The sequence below is a fragment of the Nocardioides albus genome (assembly GCF_014648255.1).
Taxonomy (GTDB): Bacteria; Actinomycetota; Actinomycetes; order Propionibacteriales; family Nocardioidaceae; genus Nocardioides; species Nocardioides albus.
In genome coordinates, this window is sequence record NZ_BMQT01000009.1 from 43645 (window position 1) to 58542 (window position 14898).

14 protein-coding genes are annotated in these 14898 nt (G+C 70.8%); 4 read left to right on the forward strand and 10 right to left on the reverse strand.

Annotation, left to right across the window (positions count from 1 at the left end; genetic code table 11):
* The first annotated feature begins 4 nt into the window (after positions 1-4).
* Complete coding sequence (locus IEY84_RS18930; protein ID WP_183545818.1) at positions 5-1369, forward strand: flavin monoamine oxidase family protein; 1365 nt, start codon at positions 5-7, stop codon at positions 1367-1369.
* A gap of 545 nt (positions 1370-1914) precedes the next feature.
* On the opposite strand, the gene IEY84_RS18935 is transcribed toward IEY84_RS18930, so the two are convergent.
* Both IEY84_RS18935 and IEY84_RS18940 read right to left on the reverse strand, forming a co-directional pair.
* Positions 1915-2757, reverse strand: a complete 843-nt coding sequence (locus IEY84_RS18935) for an SDR family oxidoreductase (RefSeq protein ID WP_183545820.1) — start codon at positions 2755-2757, stop codon at positions 1915-1917.
* A complete protein-coding gene (locus IEY84_RS18940) occupies positions 2754-3221 on the reverse strand; it encodes a peroxiredoxin (RefSeq protein WP_183545822.1) in 468 nt (155 codons plus the stop codon). Before IEY84_RS18940 ends, IEY84_RS18935 begins: the two co-directional genes overlap by 4 nt.
* Positions 3222-3292: 71 nt before the next feature.
* On the opposite strand from IEY84_RS18940, the gene IEY84_RS18945 reads away from it, so the two are divergent.
* Both IEY84_RS18945 and IEY84_RS18950 read left to right on the forward strand, forming a co-directional pair.
* On the forward strand, positions 3293-4624 hold the full coding sequence (locus IEY84_RS18945; RefSeq protein WP_183545824.1) for an MFS transporter: 1332 nt from the start codon (positions 3293-3295) through the stop codon (positions 4622-4624).
* On the forward strand, positions 4621-6072 hold the full coding sequence (locus tag IEY84_RS18950) for a pyridoxal phosphate-dependent decarboxylase family protein (protein ID WP_183545826.1): 1452 nt from the start codon (positions 4621-4623) through the stop codon (positions 6070-6072). Before IEY84_RS18945 ends, IEY84_RS18950 begins: the two co-directional genes overlap by 4 nt.
* 3 nt (positions 6073-6075) lie before the next feature.
* Here the strand turns inward: IEY84_RS18950 and IEY84_RS18955 are convergent, their stop codons facing one another.
* The 7 genes from IEY84_RS18955 to speB form a co-directional block, all read right to left on the reverse strand.
* Positions 6076-6387 (reverse strand): DUF3618 domain-containing protein, encoded by a 312-nt coding sequence (locus IEY84_RS18955; protein ID WP_183545828.1) that lies wholly within the window; start codon positions 6385-6387, stop codon positions 6076-6078.
* Positions 6384-6806, reverse strand: a complete 423-nt coding sequence (locus tag IEY84_RS18960; RefSeq protein ID WP_229788831.1) for a phage holin family protein — start codon at positions 6804-6806, stop codon at positions 6384-6386. Before IEY84_RS18960 ends, IEY84_RS18955 begins: the two co-directional genes overlap by 4 nt.
* On the reverse strand, positions 6803-7141 hold the full coding sequence (locus IEY84_RS18965) for a hypothetical protein (RefSeq protein WP_183545830.1): 339 nt from the start codon (positions 7139-7141) through the stop codon (positions 6803-6805). Before IEY84_RS18965 ends, IEY84_RS18960 begins: the two co-directional genes overlap by 4 nt.
* An 86-nt stretch (positions 7142-7227) precedes the next feature.
* On the reverse strand, positions 7228-8628 hold the full coding sequence (locus IEY84_RS18970; RefSeq protein ID WP_183545832.1) for an NAD-dependent succinate-semialdehyde dehydrogenase: 1401 nt from the start codon (positions 8626-8628) through the stop codon (positions 7228-7230).
* Complete coding sequence (locus IEY84_RS18975; protein ID WP_183545834.1) at positions 8625-10118, reverse strand: sodium:solute symporter family protein; 1494 nt, start codon at positions 10116-10118, stop codon at positions 8625-8627. Before IEY84_RS18975 ends, IEY84_RS18970 begins: the two co-directional genes overlap by 4 nt.
* Before the next feature lie 40 nt (positions 10119-10158).
* The gene (locus tag IEY84_RS18980) at positions 10159-11781 is read right to left on the reverse strand and encodes a thiamine pyrophosphate-binding protein (RefSeq protein WP_183545836.1); all 1623 of its coding nucleotides are present in this window, start codon (positions 11779-11781) and stop codon (positions 10159-10161) included.
* On the reverse strand, positions 11781-12728 hold the full coding sequence (gene speB, locus IEY84_RS18985) for an agmatinase (protein WP_183545838.1): 948 nt from the start codon (positions 12726-12728) through the stop codon (positions 11781-11783). Before speB ends, IEY84_RS18980 begins: the two co-directional genes overlap by 1 nt.
* 202 nt (positions 12729-12930) lie before the next feature.
* Between speB and IEY84_RS18990 the strand changes: the two genes are divergently transcribed.
* Positions 12931-13857, forward strand: a complete 927-nt coding sequence (locus IEY84_RS18990) for an Lrp/AsnC family transcriptional regulator (RefSeq protein WP_183545840.1) — start codon at positions 12931-12933, stop codon at positions 13855-13857.
* 10 nt (positions 13858-13867) lie between these two features.
* On the opposite strand, the gene IEY84_RS18995 is transcribed toward IEY84_RS18990, so the two are convergent.
* Positions 13868-14746 carry a MurR/RpiR family transcriptional regulator gene (locus IEY84_RS18995; protein ID WP_183545842.1) on the reverse strand — a complete coding sequence of 293 codons (879 nt, stop codon included), beginning with the start codon at positions 14744-14746 and terminating at the stop codon, positions 13868-13870.
* Positions 14747-14898: the final 152 nt, after the last annotated feature.

Consider the following 14898-nt stretch of genomic DNA (forward strand, 5'->3'; position numbering starts at 1 on the left):
TGACATGGACACATCACCCAAGCTCCGCGACGAGACCCACGAGGTCGTCGTGATCGGCGCCGGCATCGCCGGCCTCATGGCAGCGACCACTCTGGCCGATCGCGACGTCGTAGTCCTCGAGGCATCCGACCGCGCCGGCGGACGCGTCGACACCGTCCGGCAAGGCGACTACTGGATCAACGTCGGCACCCAGTTCACCGAGGGCACGGGCCCCCTGATCGAGGCGCTCCACCGTCACCGGGTCCCGCTCGGAACCCTGGAGGGCAAGTCGGTCGCCCTGCACCTGGGCGGCAAGCAGGTCGACACCTCGAACCCCTTCGCCCTGATGTTCCGGTCGAAGATGACCTGGCGCGACCGCTTCGGCCTGGCCATGGTCGGCACTCGCATCCTGGCGAACGTGCCGTTCCTCGAGATGAGCGAGAAGAACCGGTGGGCCAACCGTGTCCGCGCCAAGCTCGACCGCAGGCGGGCGGACTTCGTCCTGCAGGGCGTCTCGTCCGACCTCACGCGCGAGATGGTGCGGTCGTGGTCCGGGCAGTGGATGGGCTGTGAGCCCGAGGAGACCGCCGCGCGGCAGTTCGTCTTCTCCATGGGAATCCTGCTCACCGACCCGGAGAAGGTGCCGAACCTGACGCTGCCACAGGGCGGCAACCAGACGCTGACCGACATCCTCACCGAGGACCTCGGCGACAAGGTCCGGCTCAGCTCGCCCGTGAACTTCGTGGAGTGGACCGCCGACGGCGTGGTCGTCGACTACCAGGACGCTGACGGGCCCGCCCGGCTGAGGGCGCGCCAGGCGATCGTGGCGGTGCCCGCGGACGTCGCGGTCAAGATCATGCCCGGGCTGCCGGCGGCCTACCGGGCGGCCTTCGAGTCGATCCACTATGGCCGCTACGTGGTTGTGGGCTTCTTCACCCACGAGGAGGGCAAGCCCCAGCGCTGGGACGACTTCCTCGCGGTGTCGACCCCCGGGCGCTCGTTCCAGGCGATCTTCAACCACGCGGCCGCGGTACGCCGCGGGAACGTCCGCAAGCCCGGCGGCGCGCTGGCCTGCTTCGCAGGAGGCGCAGAGGCCGACAAGCTCTTCGAGCTCACCGACGAGGAGATCGTCGCGCGGTTCACCTCGGACCTTCTCGAGGTCTACCCGGAGCTCGAGGGGAGGCTCGATGCGGGCATCCTCCGTCGACACCCGCGGGTCGTGCCGTTCTGGGGGCCCGGCGGCCGGGCGTCGCTCGAGACCCTCAAGCAGAACCTCGGACCGGTCCACCTGGCAGGCGACTATGCCCTCGACATGCCGTCGCTGGCCGACGCCGCTGCGTCGGGCGAGCAAGCCGCGCACCAGGTTGCGGTGAGCCTGTCTGAGGGATGAGGGTCGTCGACCGCGGAGCCGACGAGACCGGGCCTCAGTCCGACGCCGACCGCAGCGCGTCCAGCAGAGGCCCGGCCGCCTCGGCCAGGAACTGGTCGTTCGTCGACCCGTCGACCTGGACGAGGGCGACATCGGTGAACCCGGCTTTCCAGAAGGGCCGGACCCCCTCGGTGATCGCATCGAGGTCGGGGCCGCACGGGATCGAGGAGGCGACATCCTCGTGGCGTACGAACTGCGAGGCCGCGGCGAAGCTCGCCGTGGTCGGAAGCTCGCTGTTGACGGCCCAGCCACTGCCGAACCAGCGGAACTGGTGGTGCGCGCGTCGTACCGCCGCGTCGGCGTCATCGGGATCCCAGCTGATCGGGATCTGGCCGATGGCCCGGGTGCCCCCGGACCCGACTCTCGGCGCGTCCGGTACGCCGTTCCACAGCGACCGCGTGTCGCACGAGGTCGGTCGGGCCCGCCTGTTCGGTCATCAGGGTGTATCCGAATGCAACCATGCCGAGGCGGTACCCGGCGCGGCGGCGAGCGATCCCCTCGATCGACTACTCGCCGGCAGCGAGGTGGTCGCGAAGGCTCAGGGGCTCACGCCCGGTGAGAGTGGCCACCGCGATGCTCACTCCGTCGAGCTCCCCTGCGGCGATCGCGGTGTAGGTGGAGACCCAGGCGTCGTACTGCCAGTCGGGCGCCTCCCACCGACGACGTGACGCGTAGGCCTCCTCGATCGTCTCGTCGTGATAGCGCACCTCGCTCCCGCGATGCTCGGTGAGGATGTCCGCGACCTCACTCATCGTGAGCGCCTCAGGACCGGTGAGGTCGTACGTGACCCCTCGGTGATCCTGGGGCATCGCGAGCGCCTCCACGGCGGATCGTGCCACGTCAGCCCGCGCGACCGGCGCGAAGCGGCCGTCGCCGGCCGGACCCCGGATGGCGCCGTCCTCACCGACCAGGGAAGGGAGGAAGTCGAGGTAGAAGTTGTCGCGCAGCAGGGTGTAGCCCATCCCGCTCGCCTTGATCCGCTCCTCGGTCGCGAAGTGGTCGCGCGCGAGCGTGAAGACGGCATCAGGCGCGGCGCCGAAGAAGGAGGTGTAGACGATGTGCTCGACCCCTGCCGCCGCGGCGGCGTCGACGAAGGTGAGGTGCTGCTCCAGACGGTCCGCCGACTCGGCGGCCGAGACCATCAGCACGGTCTGAACGCCGTCGAGCGCTCTCACCGCGGCCTCTCTGTCGCCATAGGTGACCGCGTACGCGTCAGCCCCGGGGATCTCGGGAGCCCTGGAGGTGTCACGTACGAGAAGGCGGAGCGCAGCGTCGGAGCCGCCCAGGGCGCGGGCGACGGCACCGCCGACGAAGCCGGTGGCGCCGGTGACGGCGATGGTGGTCGTCATCTCACGTCGTCCCTGAGCGCGGCGAGGGCCTCGTCGGCGTGGATCTCGGCCTTGAGCATCCCCTCGACGACGGCCTTGATCCGTCCGTCGGCGCCGATGGCGAAGGTCGTACGCTGCAGCGGTCCGAGCTTGCCGAGGATGCTCGGCTTCACGCCGTAGAGCCCGGCGACCGACCCGGAGGGGTCGGAGAGGACGGGATAGTCGAGGTCGTGGTTGGCCGCGAACCCGGCCTGCTTCGCCACGCTGTCCTTGCTGATCCCGAGACGCTGGGCGCCGATCGCCTCGAACTCGCCCGCGAGGTCACGGAAGTGGCAGGCCTCCTTGGTGCACACCGGCGTCTCGGCGGCCGGATAGAAGAAGAGCACCACAGGACCCTTCTCGAGGAACGAGGAGAGGGTGACGGTGGTGCCGTCCTGGGCAGGGAGCGTGAAGTCAGGCGCAAGCGCACCGTTCTCGAGCGGCATGCCGCCAACCGTATCGGAGCGAATTGTGGGGTTCCCGGACGTCGATGGCGTGGCCACGGCACTATTGCGCCATGCAAGCCCGCCCGATCCTGCCGCTCGGCGTACGCCTCGGCTATGGCTCCGGCTCCGTGGCCACCGGCACGTTCGGCACGATCCCGGGCCTGATGCTGCTCCCCTACCTGACCGACACCCTCGGGATCGCGGCCCTGGCTGCGGGGTTCATCGTGTTCGCGCCGAAGGCGTGGGACGTCGTGCTGAACCCGATCGCGGGCCGGATCAGCGACCGGACGGTGGATCCACGGGGACCTCGGCGGCCGTGGCTGCGGCGGGCGGGGGTCGCGCTGGCGGTGACGTTCGCGCTGCTGTTCGCGGCACCGTCGATGGCGACCGGGCTCGAGGCGCTGTGGGTGCTGGTCCTGTTCCTGGCGTGCGCGACGGCGTACGCGTTCTTCCAGGTGCCCTATGTCGCCATGCCCGCCGAGCTGACCGACTCCTACGACGAGCGGACCCGGCTGATGACCTGGCGGGTCGCGATCCTGGCACTCACCATCCTGCTCGCCGGCGCCAGCGCGCCGATCATCCGCGACGCCGTCGGCGGCCGCGAGGGCTATCGCCTCATGGGCGTGGCGATGGCGGTGCTCATCCTGATCGGGGTCTTCAGTGCGTACGTCGGCACCCGCCGCGCGCCGGTCCGCACCGTCGAGCCGGGTGCGGGCAGCCTGCGCGACCAGCTGAGGATCGTGGCGGCGGCGCCCGACTTCCGGCGCCTGCTGATCACGTTCGTGATCCAGGCCGTCGCGTTCGGCGCGATGCTGGCGGGGGTCGACTACCTGGCCACGAACGTGCTCGGTCATGCGGGCGCTGCGACGGTGCTGTTCGTCTGCTTCGTCGGTCCCGCGCTGCTGCTCACCCCGGCATGGGCGGCGCTCGGCGCCAAGGTCGGCAAGAAGAACGGGTACGTCGCCGCCTCGGTCGTCCTCGTCGTCGGCGCGTTGCTCGCCTCGACCGCGCAGATCGCCCCGGCGGCCCTGGTCTATGCCGCGGTGGTCCTGGTCGGGGTGGGATACGCAGGGTGCCAGGTCTTCCCGATGGCGATGCTTCCGGACGCAGCCGCCGTCGACGCCCGGCGCAGCGGCTCGAGCCGGATCGGCGTCTACACCGGCGTCTGGACCGCCGGCGAGACCCTCGGGCTGGCGCTCGGGCCGGGGGTCTATGCCGCGGCGCTCGCGCTCGGCGGCTACCGTTCCTCGGCCGGGAGCGAGATCGCCCAGCCCGACTCGGCGCTGACCGCGATCACGCTCGGCTTCTCGGTGCTGCCGGCGTGCCTGACCCTGCTCAGCCTGCTGTGGCTGCGCCGCTACTCGCTCACCGCCGACGACGTGGATGGAACCCTGACCGTATGACCGACGCCCTGACCCAGCTCCGCTCGATGCAGTCCGCCGACCTGCCCGTGCACGGCGGCCGCACGCTCGCCTACGTCTATGACTCCGGGCTGCCCGACATCGACCGGATCGGCCGCGAGGCCGTCGCCTCCTACGCCGGCTCCAACGGCCTGGACCCGACAGCGTTCCCCAGCCTGCTCCGGATGGAGACCGAGGTGGTCGGCATGACCGCCGACCTCCTCGAGGCGCCCGAGACGGTGGTCGGCACGGTCACCTCTGGTGGCACCGAGTCGGTGCTGCTCGCGGTGCAGACCGCGCGCGACGCCCACCCCGGGATCGAGCGGCCGCGGATGGTGCTGCCGGCCACGGCGCACGCCGCCTTCCACAAGGCCGCGCACTACTTCGGGGTCGAGCCGGTGCTGGTCCCGGTCGGGCCCGACTTCCGGGCGGATCCGGCCGCGATGACCGCGGCGATGGACGAGCGCACGGTGCTCGTGGTCGCCTCGGCGCCGTCCTACGCGCACGGCGTCGTCGACCCGGTCACCGAGATCGCGGCGGCCGCGGCCGAGCGCGGGATCCGGTGTCATGTCGATGCCTGCATCGGCGGCTGGGTGCTGCCCTACGCAGCCCGGCTGGGGCGCGACGTACCGGCGTGGACGTTCGCGGTCGAGGGCGTCACCTCGATCTCCGTCGATCTGCACAAGTACGCCTACGCCCCCAAGGGCACCTCGGTGCTGCTGCACCGCACCCCGCAGCTGCGCCGACCGCAGTTCTTCGCCTCGGCCGCGTGGCCGGGCTACACCATGCTCAACTCCACGATGCAGTCGACGAAGTCGGGCGGTCCCCTGGCTGGTGCCTGGGCGGTGATGCGCTCGTTGGGCGATGACGGCTACGAGCGGCTCACCCGCGACGTCTTCGAGGCAGTGGACCGGATCCGCGCCGGGATCGGCGAGACGGCCGAGCTCGCCGAGGTCAGCGACCCGGACTCCACGCTGATCGCCGTCAGGACCGACGCGAGCTGCGACCCGTTCACCGTCTGCGACGAGATGGCGGCCCGAGGCTGGTACGTCCAGCCGCAGATGTCCTACGCCGGTGCTCCCGCCACCGTCCACCTCTCGGTGAGCGCCGCGACACTGCCCCACGTACCTGAGTTCCTCGAGGCTCTGGGCGAGGCAGTCGCGGCCGCCGTGGCTGTCGGACCGGTGACGGTCGACCCCGGCGTCGCGGAGTTCATCGCCGGCCTCGACCCGCTCGTCCTCTCCGACGACGACTTCGACGGCCTGCTGGTCGCCGCGGGGCTGATCGGTGCCGACGCAGCAGGCGACCCTTCGACAAGCTCAGGACACCGCCTCGCGCTGCCGCAGAGGATGGCCGAGGTCAATGCGATGCTCGACCTGGCCACCCCTGCGATGCGCGAGGCGCTCCTCGTAGCCTTCCTGGACCGGTTGATCCGCCCCAGTCGGCACTGACGGCTACCCGGCGCTGCCCCGGCGCTTCCTCCGGGCCAGCAGCAGGATCGCACCGAGCACGACTGCGGCGACGATGCCGCTCTTGATCTGGACGTCTCGGGATCTGGCGGCGACCTGGGCGTGCTGTTTCACGTCGTCGGCCTTCTGCTTCACTTCGTCGGCCTTCTGCTTGCCGCGAGCCTTCACGTCCAGCCTGGCGGCGAGCTCGTCCAGGGTTTCGGCGACCTCATGCCGTTTGGCGTCGAGCTCGGCCTCGACAGCGGCCATGCTGGTGTGTTCGTGGGCCCCTGCGGGCCCGGTGGAGTTGTGCGTCATGGCGTGCTCCTCGCGGTGCGGTCATCGGGTCGGCGGTGCTTGACGGCCTCTACGTCCCGCTTGATGCTCTCAGTGGCACGCTCGGGCTTCAGCGGGGCTCCCTCGGAGACCTGCTTCTTACCGAGCAGCGCGACGATGCCGGCGATGGCCAGGATCACGACACCGACCAGCAGCGCGGCCAGCCAGGCGTCGAGGACCAGGGACAGGGCCAGGATCGCCGTGGCGATCAGGACACCGAGGCCGTACAGCGCCAGCAAGCCGGCGGCGCCGAACGCTCCGGCGCCCTTGCCGGTGTGCTTGGCCTTCTCGGTCAGTTCGAGGCGGGCGAGCTCGAGCTCACCTCGTACGAGGCCGGACACCTCGTCCGAGAGCCGGGAGACGAGCTCACCCATCGACGCGTCGCTCGGTTGAGCGGTCACGACTCCCACCCCCGCGGCGTGCCGGTGACCGGGTCGGCGGAGGCTGCAGGACTCGGGGCGCTCGGCGTGGTCTGGTGGGACGACGTAGAGCCAGTAGAGCCCGTGGAGGTGTGGCCAGGCATCTTGTCCTGGACCTTCTCCTGGACGGCGTGCCGGGCGGTATCCGCCGTTTCCTCGGCGACGACTCGGGCGTGGTGGGCCTTCTGCTGGACCCGCGGGTCCTGCCACAGACCCTGGGCCTTGGCGACGATGGCGTCGTACCGCTCGCGGCCGGCGCGGGCGCCGAGCAGGTAGCCGATGCCGAAAGCAGTCAACAACGCTGGTTTCTTGAACATGTGTGTTCCTCTCATCGTTGTACACCGGGCCGGTACCCAGTTGACGCGGGGAGATACACGGTTCGATCCGAGGCTCAGCCCGAGGCTCAGCCGGTGACCGTCCGGATCAGCTTCTTGTTGACGAACTCGTCCATCCCGAGCCGGCCGAGCTCGCGCCCGAAGCCGGAGCGCTTGATGCCGCCGAAAGGCAGCTCCGCGCCCTCCGCACCGACGCCGTTGACGAAGACCATCCCCGCCTCGATCCGGTCCGCGACTCGGGCCGCCTGGTCGGGATCGGTGCTGAAGACGTACGACCCGAGCCCGTACGGGGTGTCGTTGGCGATCCGGATCGCGTCGTCCTCGTCAGCGGCGCAGAAGACCATCGCGACCGGGCCGAACAGCTCTTGGCGGGCAAGGTCGTCCTCAGCGTCGAGCCCCGTCAGGACGCCGGCCGGAAAGTACGCACCGGACCGGTCGCCGGCGCAGGCGAGCTCGGCGCCCTGTGCGACGACGGCGTCGACCTGCCGGGCGAGGGCCTCCGCGGCGGCGACAGAGGCCAGCGGCGCACCGGTGTCCTCGGCCAGCAGCCGCTGGGTGAACCTCGCGACGAAGTCGTCGTAGAGGTCGTGGACGACCACGAACCGCTTCGCGGCGTTGCAGGCCTGGCCGGTGTTCTCCAGCCTTGCTTCCACCGCCGCGGAGACGGTGGCGTCCATGTCGTCGGTGGAGAGCACGATGAACGGGTCGGAACCGCCGAGCTCGAGGACGACCTTCTTGAGGTGACGCCCGGCGATCTCGGCCACGGCGGTACCCGCCCGCTCCGAGCCCGTCAACGAGACACCCGCGACCCGCGGGTCGGCGATGACCTCGGCGATCTGCTCGTTGGTGGCGAAGACGTTGACGTACGCGCCCTCAGGGAACCCGGCGTCGACGAAGATCTGCGCCAGCGCCACGGCCGAGGCGGGACACTGCGGCGCATGCTTGAGGACGACGGTGTTGCCGGTGGCCAAGTTGGGCGCCGCGAAGCGGGCCACCTGGTAGAAGGGGAAGTTCCACGGCATGATGCCCAGCAGCACGCCGACCGGCGACCGGCGGACGACCGCGGTGCCGGCGCCGGAGGTCACCTCGAGGACCTCGTCGGCCAGGAACTGCTCGGCATGGTCCGCGTAGTAGGTGTAGATCTCGACGCAGAAGTCGATCTCGCCCTCCGCCTCGGGCAACGGCTTGCCCATCTCCTGTCGGATGATGGCGGCGAGCTCGTCGCGACGCTCGGCGTGCAGGCCAGCCACCCGGCGTAGCAGGGCTGCCCGGTCGGCCACCGAGGTCGTTCGTCCCCAGCCGGACGCCGCGCCATGGGCCGCCTCGACGGCGGCGTCGACCTCGGCGGCCGTCGCGGTCGGGTAGGTGGCGAGGAGCTCGCCGGTGGCCGGGTCGGTCACCGCGTACGTCGCCTCCGCCGTCGTGGCAGGGTTGTCGATGTCGATGGTGGTGTCGGGGTTGCTGGTCATCGGGACTCCTCCGCCGCCAGAGCGGGGCTGTCGCCGGAAACATCAGCCGACTCCCCGCCGGCGAGCCGGCTGGTCCACTCCCGCATCACGGCAGGGTCGGTCGGAGGGGTGAGCAGGCTGACCACGACGTACGCCACGGCGCTGACGAAGAGGCCCACGTAGATCGGCTCGTTGGCGAGGACATCGCCGACGATCGCCATCGTCGACAGCGTGGCGATGGTGCCGGTGACCATCGCCGCCACCGCGCCCGCGCCCGTCCCGCGGCGCCACACGAAGCCGCCCAGGATCGGCACCAGCAGACCCCCGACGAGGATGTCGTAGGCGATCGTCAGCCCAGAGACGACATCGTTGAGGAGCGAGGCGAGGACGACCACGACGAGGCCGATCACGACGACGTAGATCCGGTTGGCGAGCACGTCGTGCTCGGGGTTCTCCGACTCGTCCGTGACCTCCGCCGGGGTGCGCCCGAGCAGCCGGGCGAGCAGCGGTTGCACATCCGCGCGAGCCACCGTCGCCGTCGCGATCAGCGCGCCCGAGGCGGTCGACATCATCGCGGCGACCGCCGCGGCGAGGACGAGTCCGCTGACGCCGACGGGGAGGATCGACTCGGCGATGGTGGCGTAGGCGTCGTCGCGGTTGTCGACGGTCATGAAGGTGGAGGCCGCGGCGCCGATCAGCGCGCCGGCCACCCCGTAGAGCAGGCAGTAGACACCGGCCGCGGTGCCACCCCAGCGGGCCACCTGCGGCGAGCGGGCGGTGAAGACCCGCTGCCAGATGTCCTGCCCGATCAGCATGCCGAGCGTGTAGACGACGAAGTAGGTGATGATCGTTCCGGTGCCGATCGCGCCGATGTCGAAGACCGAGTCCGCGGCGCGAGCCTTGATCCCGTCAAGACCCCCGGCGTGGTTCCAGGTGAAGGGCAGGAGCAGGAAGAAGACACCGATGGTCTTCAGGACGAACTGCACCATGTCGGTCAGGGTGATCGACCACATCCCGCCGATGCTGGAGTAGATCACCACGATGACCCCGCCGATCAGGATGGAGACGACGCGGTCGCTGCCGAAGAGGACGTTGAACACGGTCGCGTACGCCATCGTCGAGGTGACGGTGAGCATCAGCGTGTAGGCCATCATGATCACGCCCGAGGCGGCGGTCGCTCCGACGCCGTAGCGCAGCGCCAGCATCTGGGCGACGGTGAAGATCCGCAGCCGTTGGATCCTGCCGGCGAAGAGCAGGCTCAGCGCCAGGACGCCGAAGGCGATCGCCGCGACCAGCCACGCGCCGGAGATGCCGTACTCGTAGCCGAGCGCGACCCCGCCGACGGTCGAGGCACCTCCCAGGACGACGGCGGCCATGGTGCCGGTGTAGAGCATCGGACCGAGTCGGCGCCCGGCGACGAGGAAGTCGGAGCTGTCCTTGGTCCGGCTCTTGCCCCACCAGCCGAAGGCGACCATGGCGGCGAGGTAGATGACGATGATGGTGAGATCCATGAGGGCTCCCGGTGAGGTGGGCTCGGTCAGGTCGGTGCGGTCAGGTGGCGGAGAACATGCGGAGGGTCGCCGGCAGGACGACCATCGCTGGTCCGCTGGTGGCGAAGGTGCCGGCGACGACGTCGCCGACGGTCTCGGGGGTCGCGGCGTGCACGGGGATGCCGAACGCCTCGGCGAGGCGGACGAAGTCAGGACGGGCGAGCTCGGTCGCGGTGGCTTCCCCGAACGCGCCGGTCATGTACTCGCGCAGGATCCCGTAGCCGCCGTCGTCGATCACCAGCCAGGTGAGATCGGCATCGTGCTGGCGGGCGGTGGCGAGCTCGGCGATGGAATACATCGCGCCACCGTCGCCGGTGACCGCGAAGGCGCGCCGCCCGGTCCCCACCGCGGCGCCGATCGCCGCGGGAAAGCCCAGCCCGAGACCGCCGGACGCCTGCGCCGTGTGGAAGCCGCCGCTGCGCGGGTCCCAGGCCGACCAGGCCCAGTACGCCGCGATGGTCATGTCCCAGAAGGTCTCGGTGTCGTCGGGCACGGCCGCGCGAAGGTCGGCGAGCAGCCGCTGCTCGGCCGCGAGGTCCTGGCTGTCGAGCCTGGCCTGGACCCGGGCGCGCAGCTCCGCGGCGACGCTCGCGCCAGACCGCCTCGCACCTGGCCGCGCACCGGCCTCGGGAAGTGCCGCGGCGACGTCGGCCAGCGCAGCAGCGGCGTCGGCATGCACGCCGAGCACGTCGTGGTTGGAGCCGAGCACCCTCGCCTCGGCGTCGACCTGGATCGCCCGGCCGCGCGGGGCGAACGTGCCGTAGTTGCTGGTCACCTCACCGAACGAGGTGCCGAGGGCGAGCAGGACGTCGGCGTCCTCGAGCAGGTCGGTGGTGAACCGGTCCTCGATCCACGCGCCCGCACTCAGCGGGTGCGCGAGCGGGATCGCTCCGTTGCCACCGGCGGTCGAGACCACCGGGGCGTCGAGAGTCTCGGCGAGGGCGACCAGCGCCTCCGGCGCGCCCGCGGAGCGACGTACGCCGCCCCCGGCGAGGATCACCGGACGCTCGGCCCCGGCCAGCAGCCGAGCGGCCTCGGCAGCGACCTCCGGCCGAGGCCGGCGCGGTGCGGGCACCTCCGCGTCCAGCCCGGTCACCGGCGGGACCGCGACCTCCTCGAGGAGCACGTCCTGCGGGATCTCGACCCATACCGGCCCGGCCGGGGCCGCCTGTGCAGTGGCCCACGCGTCGGCGAGCACGCCGGGGATGGCCGCCGCGTCGCGGACCGTGGCGGTGGACTTGGTGACGTTGCGGGCGCTGGCCTGCTGGTCGTCGAGCTGGTGCAGATAGCCCTTGCGGGCACCGCCGAGCCCGTCGCGCGGGATCTGGCTGGTGATCATCAGGACCGGGACGCACGCGGCGTACGCCTCCTGGAGGGCGCCCAGCGCGGTGAGTGCCCCCGGTCCGGTGGAGCAGAACACCACGCCGACCTGGCCGGTCGTCCGGGCGTAGCCGTCGGCCGCGAAGACGGAGTTGTTCTCCACCCGCGAGGAGACGAAGCTCAGCTCGCTGCGCCGGATGGCGTCGAAGAGACCGAGCGCGTGCTGCCCCGGGATGCCGAATACATGGGTCGCACCGAGCGCGGTCAGGCTCTCGACCGTGACGTCGCCGCCGTTGCGCGTCATCACGCCTGACCTCCGTGTCGCATGGCGAGGAGCGAGACCAGGTCGTAGGCCACGTGCGAGGCGGCGACCCCGGTCAGCTCGGCATGGTCGTACGCCGGGGCGACCTCCACCACGTCGGCCCCGATCAGGTTGAGGCCGACGAAGCCGCGCAGGATCTCGAGCAGCTCGCGCGAGGTGAGCCCGCCGGCCTCGGGGGTGCCGGTGCCGGGCGCGTGCGCCGGGTCGAGGACGTCGATGTCGATCGAGACGTAGACCGGCCGGTTGCCGACCCGCTGCCTGATCTTGTCCACCACCTCGTCGACGCCCTGGCGGAAGACGTCGGAGGAGGTGACGATCCCGAAGCCGAAGCGACGGTCTTCCTCGAGATCCTTCTTGCCGTAGAGGGGTCCGCGGGTGCCGACGTGGCACAGCGCCTCGGTGTCGAGGACGCCTTCCTCGACCGCCCGGCGGAACGGGGTGCCATGGGTGTACTCGGCACCGAAGTAGGTGTCCCAGGTGTCCAGGTGGGCATCGAAGTGCACCAGCGCGACCGGTCCGTGGCGCTCGGCCGCGGCGCGCAGCAGCGGGAGCGCGATGGTGTGGTCTCCGCCGATCGTGACCAGCCGGGTCCCGCCCGCGGTGAGGTCGAGCGCCGAGGCCTGGACGGTCTCGAGCGCCTCGTTGATGTTGAACGGGTTCGCTGCGATGTCGCCCGCGTCGACCACCTGAGCCGCGGCGAACGGCGAGACGTCCAGCGCCGGGTTGTAGGGGCGCAGCAGGCGCGAGGACTCCCGAACGTGCGACGGACCGAACCGGGCACCGGGCCGGTAGGAGACGCCCGTGTCGAACGGGACACCGACGATCGCGATGTCGGCACGCTCCACCTGGTCGAGCCGAGGCAGGCGGGCGAACGTGGCGAAGCCGGCGTAGCGCGGGTTCTTGGAGGCGTCGACGGGGCCGACGGGCATGAGGTGTCTCCTACGGAAGTGAGGAACAGGGCGACTGAGATCCGCGTCACTCTAAGATCATCCGACGCTCACCTGCAATCACTTCGATCTTTACTCACCCGCTAGAACTGTCGATATGCCATCAGCGGCAGTTGAATCCGTCATAATCGCAGTGATGGGCCAGATCTGAGGCTCGATACGACACCGGAGGCGTACCCAAAAAATGTCGAACGAAATCGCACCCGGCGTGCTCGATGACACCGATGAGGCGATCGTCGTCCTCCTCGAGGAGGACGGGCGACTCACCCATCGCGAGATCGCGGCGCGGGTCGACCTCTCCCGCTCGGCTGCGGCCGCGCGGGTCCAACGGCTCTTGTCCGAAGGGCACATCGATGTGCGAGGTGTCGTCCACCCAGCCGTACTGGGCCACGACGTCCTCGCGCACGTCTCGGTCGGCGTCAACGGATCCGCGAGCCGGGTAGCGCAGGCGCTCGCCGCCCGCGAGGACACCACCCTGGTGTCGATGACCAGCGGCGCCCACGCCCTGGTCGTGGAGCTCCGCGCCCGCGACATCGTCGAGATCGACGATGCCCTCGCCGAGCTGCGGGCGATCGACGGCATCCTGACCACGGAGACCCTCCTCTACACCGAGGTGATCCGCGACGTCGCCGCCCCGGTCGGCCCTGCACCGGCGGCCGGATCGCTCGACGAGACCGACTACGCGCTATTGCGCGCGCTGCAGTCGAACGGCCGTGCGTCGTTCGTCGACCTCGCCGCGAGCGTCGGCCTCTCCCCCGCAGGCACGCGGCGCCGGGTGGTCCGTCTGCTCGCCGGCAACGTCGTTCGTGTCGGCGCCGTGGTGCGCCACTCCGGGCGGGAGCGGCGGGCGGCGACCGGAATCGGCCTCCGTCTCGACGGCGCCGCCCACCGCCCGATCGCCGCGCAGCTCGCCCAGCTCCCGTCGGCGACCTTCCTCGCGCGGACCCTGGGACGCTACGACGCGCTGCTCACGGTCAACACCGCCACCTCTGGCGGCCTGGTCGAGGTGCTCGACCACATCCGCGACCTCGATGGCGTCCGAGAGGCCGAGACGTGGAGCCATCTCCGCTTCGTCAAGGAGACGTACGCCTCCCTCCACCTGGGCGCCTGAGAGGCGGCGATCAGCCCCTGTGGGGACGGATACGCCGGGACGCGACGGCGTCCAACGTCGCCCCGAGCGCGGCGGTGACGTCGTCGGGGTTCTCGTGGGCGACACCGAGGAAGATCGCGTCGACGATCACCAGCTGCGCCATCCGGCTCGACATCGCGCCGTACCGGAACCGGGTCTCGCGCGAGACGGTGGTGAGGGTGGCGTCGGCGAGCTCGGCAAGCGGTGAGTCGGGGAAGTTGGTGACAGCGACGGTGAAGGCACCCCGGCCGGCGGCGGTGTGGAGCGCGGAGACCGCCTCCTCGGTCTCGCCGGAGTGAGAGAACGCGATGGCCACGGCGTCGGTCGGGAGGACGGCGGCGCTGGTGAGAGCGAGGTGGGCGTCGGCCCAGGCGTTGACCTGGTAACCGATCCGGCGCAGCTTCTGCTGGAGGTCCTGCGCTGCCAGGCCGCTGGAGGCCGAACCGTACGCGTCCACGACCGAGGCGGTCGTGATCGCCGCGACGACCCGGTCGAGCTCGTCGATGTCGAGCCTGTCCGCGGTCTCCTCGACCGCTCGCGCCTCTTGATAGGCGAGCTTGCGCACGACGTCCCGGGTGGTGTCGGCCGGATCGATGTCGCCCTCGGAGACGCCGAACTCGATCCGGCGGCCGGTCTCGCTGGCGCCCGCTCGCGCCAGCGCCAGCCGGAACGCCGAGTAGCCGGCGAACCCCAGGCTGCGGCAGAGCCTGGTGACGGTCGCGGTCGACGTCTCGTGGCGAGTGGCGAGCTCGGTGATGGTCAGCCCCGCGACGGTCGCCGGGTCCGCCAGGGCCGCGTCCGCCAGGCGCCGCTCGCTGGGCCGCAGCGCAGGCAGGGCCTGTCGCAGACCCACCAGGATGTCTTCGCTCATCGGCTCCTCGCTCGGCTCGACACAACAGCCTGTCAATAATTGACCGGCAGGGGGTCACATCGGAAACATTTTGTCATAGGGTCGGGGAATCCGCGGGCCATGCCACTCCGGCACGGGCCCGACCTCTTGGCCCGAGCTCTTTGGCCCCACCC

What these genes read in the sequence shown, in the direction of transcription:
- IEY84_RS18930 (WP_183545818.1), top strand. Translation starts at nt 5, where the DNA reads ATGGACACATCACCCAAGCTCCGCGACGAGACCCACGAGGTCGTCGTG.
- IEY84_RS18935 (WP_183545820.1), bottom strand. Translation starts at nt 2,757, where the DNA reads ATGACGACCACCATCGCCGTCACCGGCGCCACCGGCTTCGTCGGCGGT.
- IEY84_RS18940 (WP_183545822.1), bottom strand. Translation starts at nt 3,221, where the DNA reads ATGCCGCTCGAGAACGGTGCGCTTGCGCCTGACTTCACGCTCCCTGCC.
- IEY84_RS18945 (WP_183545824.1), top strand. Translation starts at nt 3,293, where the DNA reads ATGCAAGCCCGCCCGATCCTGCCGCTCGGCGTACGCCTCGGCTATGGC.
- IEY84_RS18950 (WP_183545826.1), top strand. Translation starts at nt 4,621, where the DNA reads ATGACCGACGCCCTGACCCAGCTCCGCTCGATGCAGTCCGCCGACCTG.
- IEY84_RS18955 (WP_183545828.1), bottom strand. Translation starts at nt 6,387, where the DNA reads ATGACGCACAACTCCACCGGGCCCGCAGGGGCCCACGAACACACCAGC.
- IEY84_RS18965 (WP_183545830.1), bottom strand. Translation starts at nt 7,141, where the DNA reads ATGTTCAAGAAACCAGCGTTGTTGACTGCTTTCGGCATCGGCTACCTG.
- IEY84_RS18970 (WP_183545832.1), bottom strand. Translation starts at nt 8,628, where the DNA reads ATGACCAGCAACCCCGACACCACCATCGACATCGACAACCCTGCCACG.
- IEY84_RS18975 (WP_183545834.1), bottom strand. Translation starts at nt 10,118, where the DNA reads ATGGATCTCACCATCATCGTCATCTACCTCGCCGCCATGGTCGCCTTC.
- IEY84_RS18980 (WP_183545836.1), bottom strand. Translation starts at nt 11,781, where the DNA reads ATGACGCGCAACGGCGGCGACGTCACGGTCGAGAGCCTGACCGCGCTC.
- speB (WP_183545838.1), bottom strand. Translation starts at nt 12,728, where the DNA reads ATGCCCGTCGGCCCCGTCGACGCCTCCAAGAACCCGCGCTACGCCGGC.
- IEY84_RS18990 (WP_183545840.1), top strand. Translation starts at nt 12,931, where the DNA reads ATGTCGAACGAAATCGCACCCGGCGTGCTCGATGACACCGATGAGGCG.
- IEY84_RS18995 (WP_183545842.1), bottom strand. Translation starts at nt 14,746, where the DNA reads ATGAGCGAAGACATCCTGGTGGGTCTGCGACAGGCCCTGCCTGCGCTG.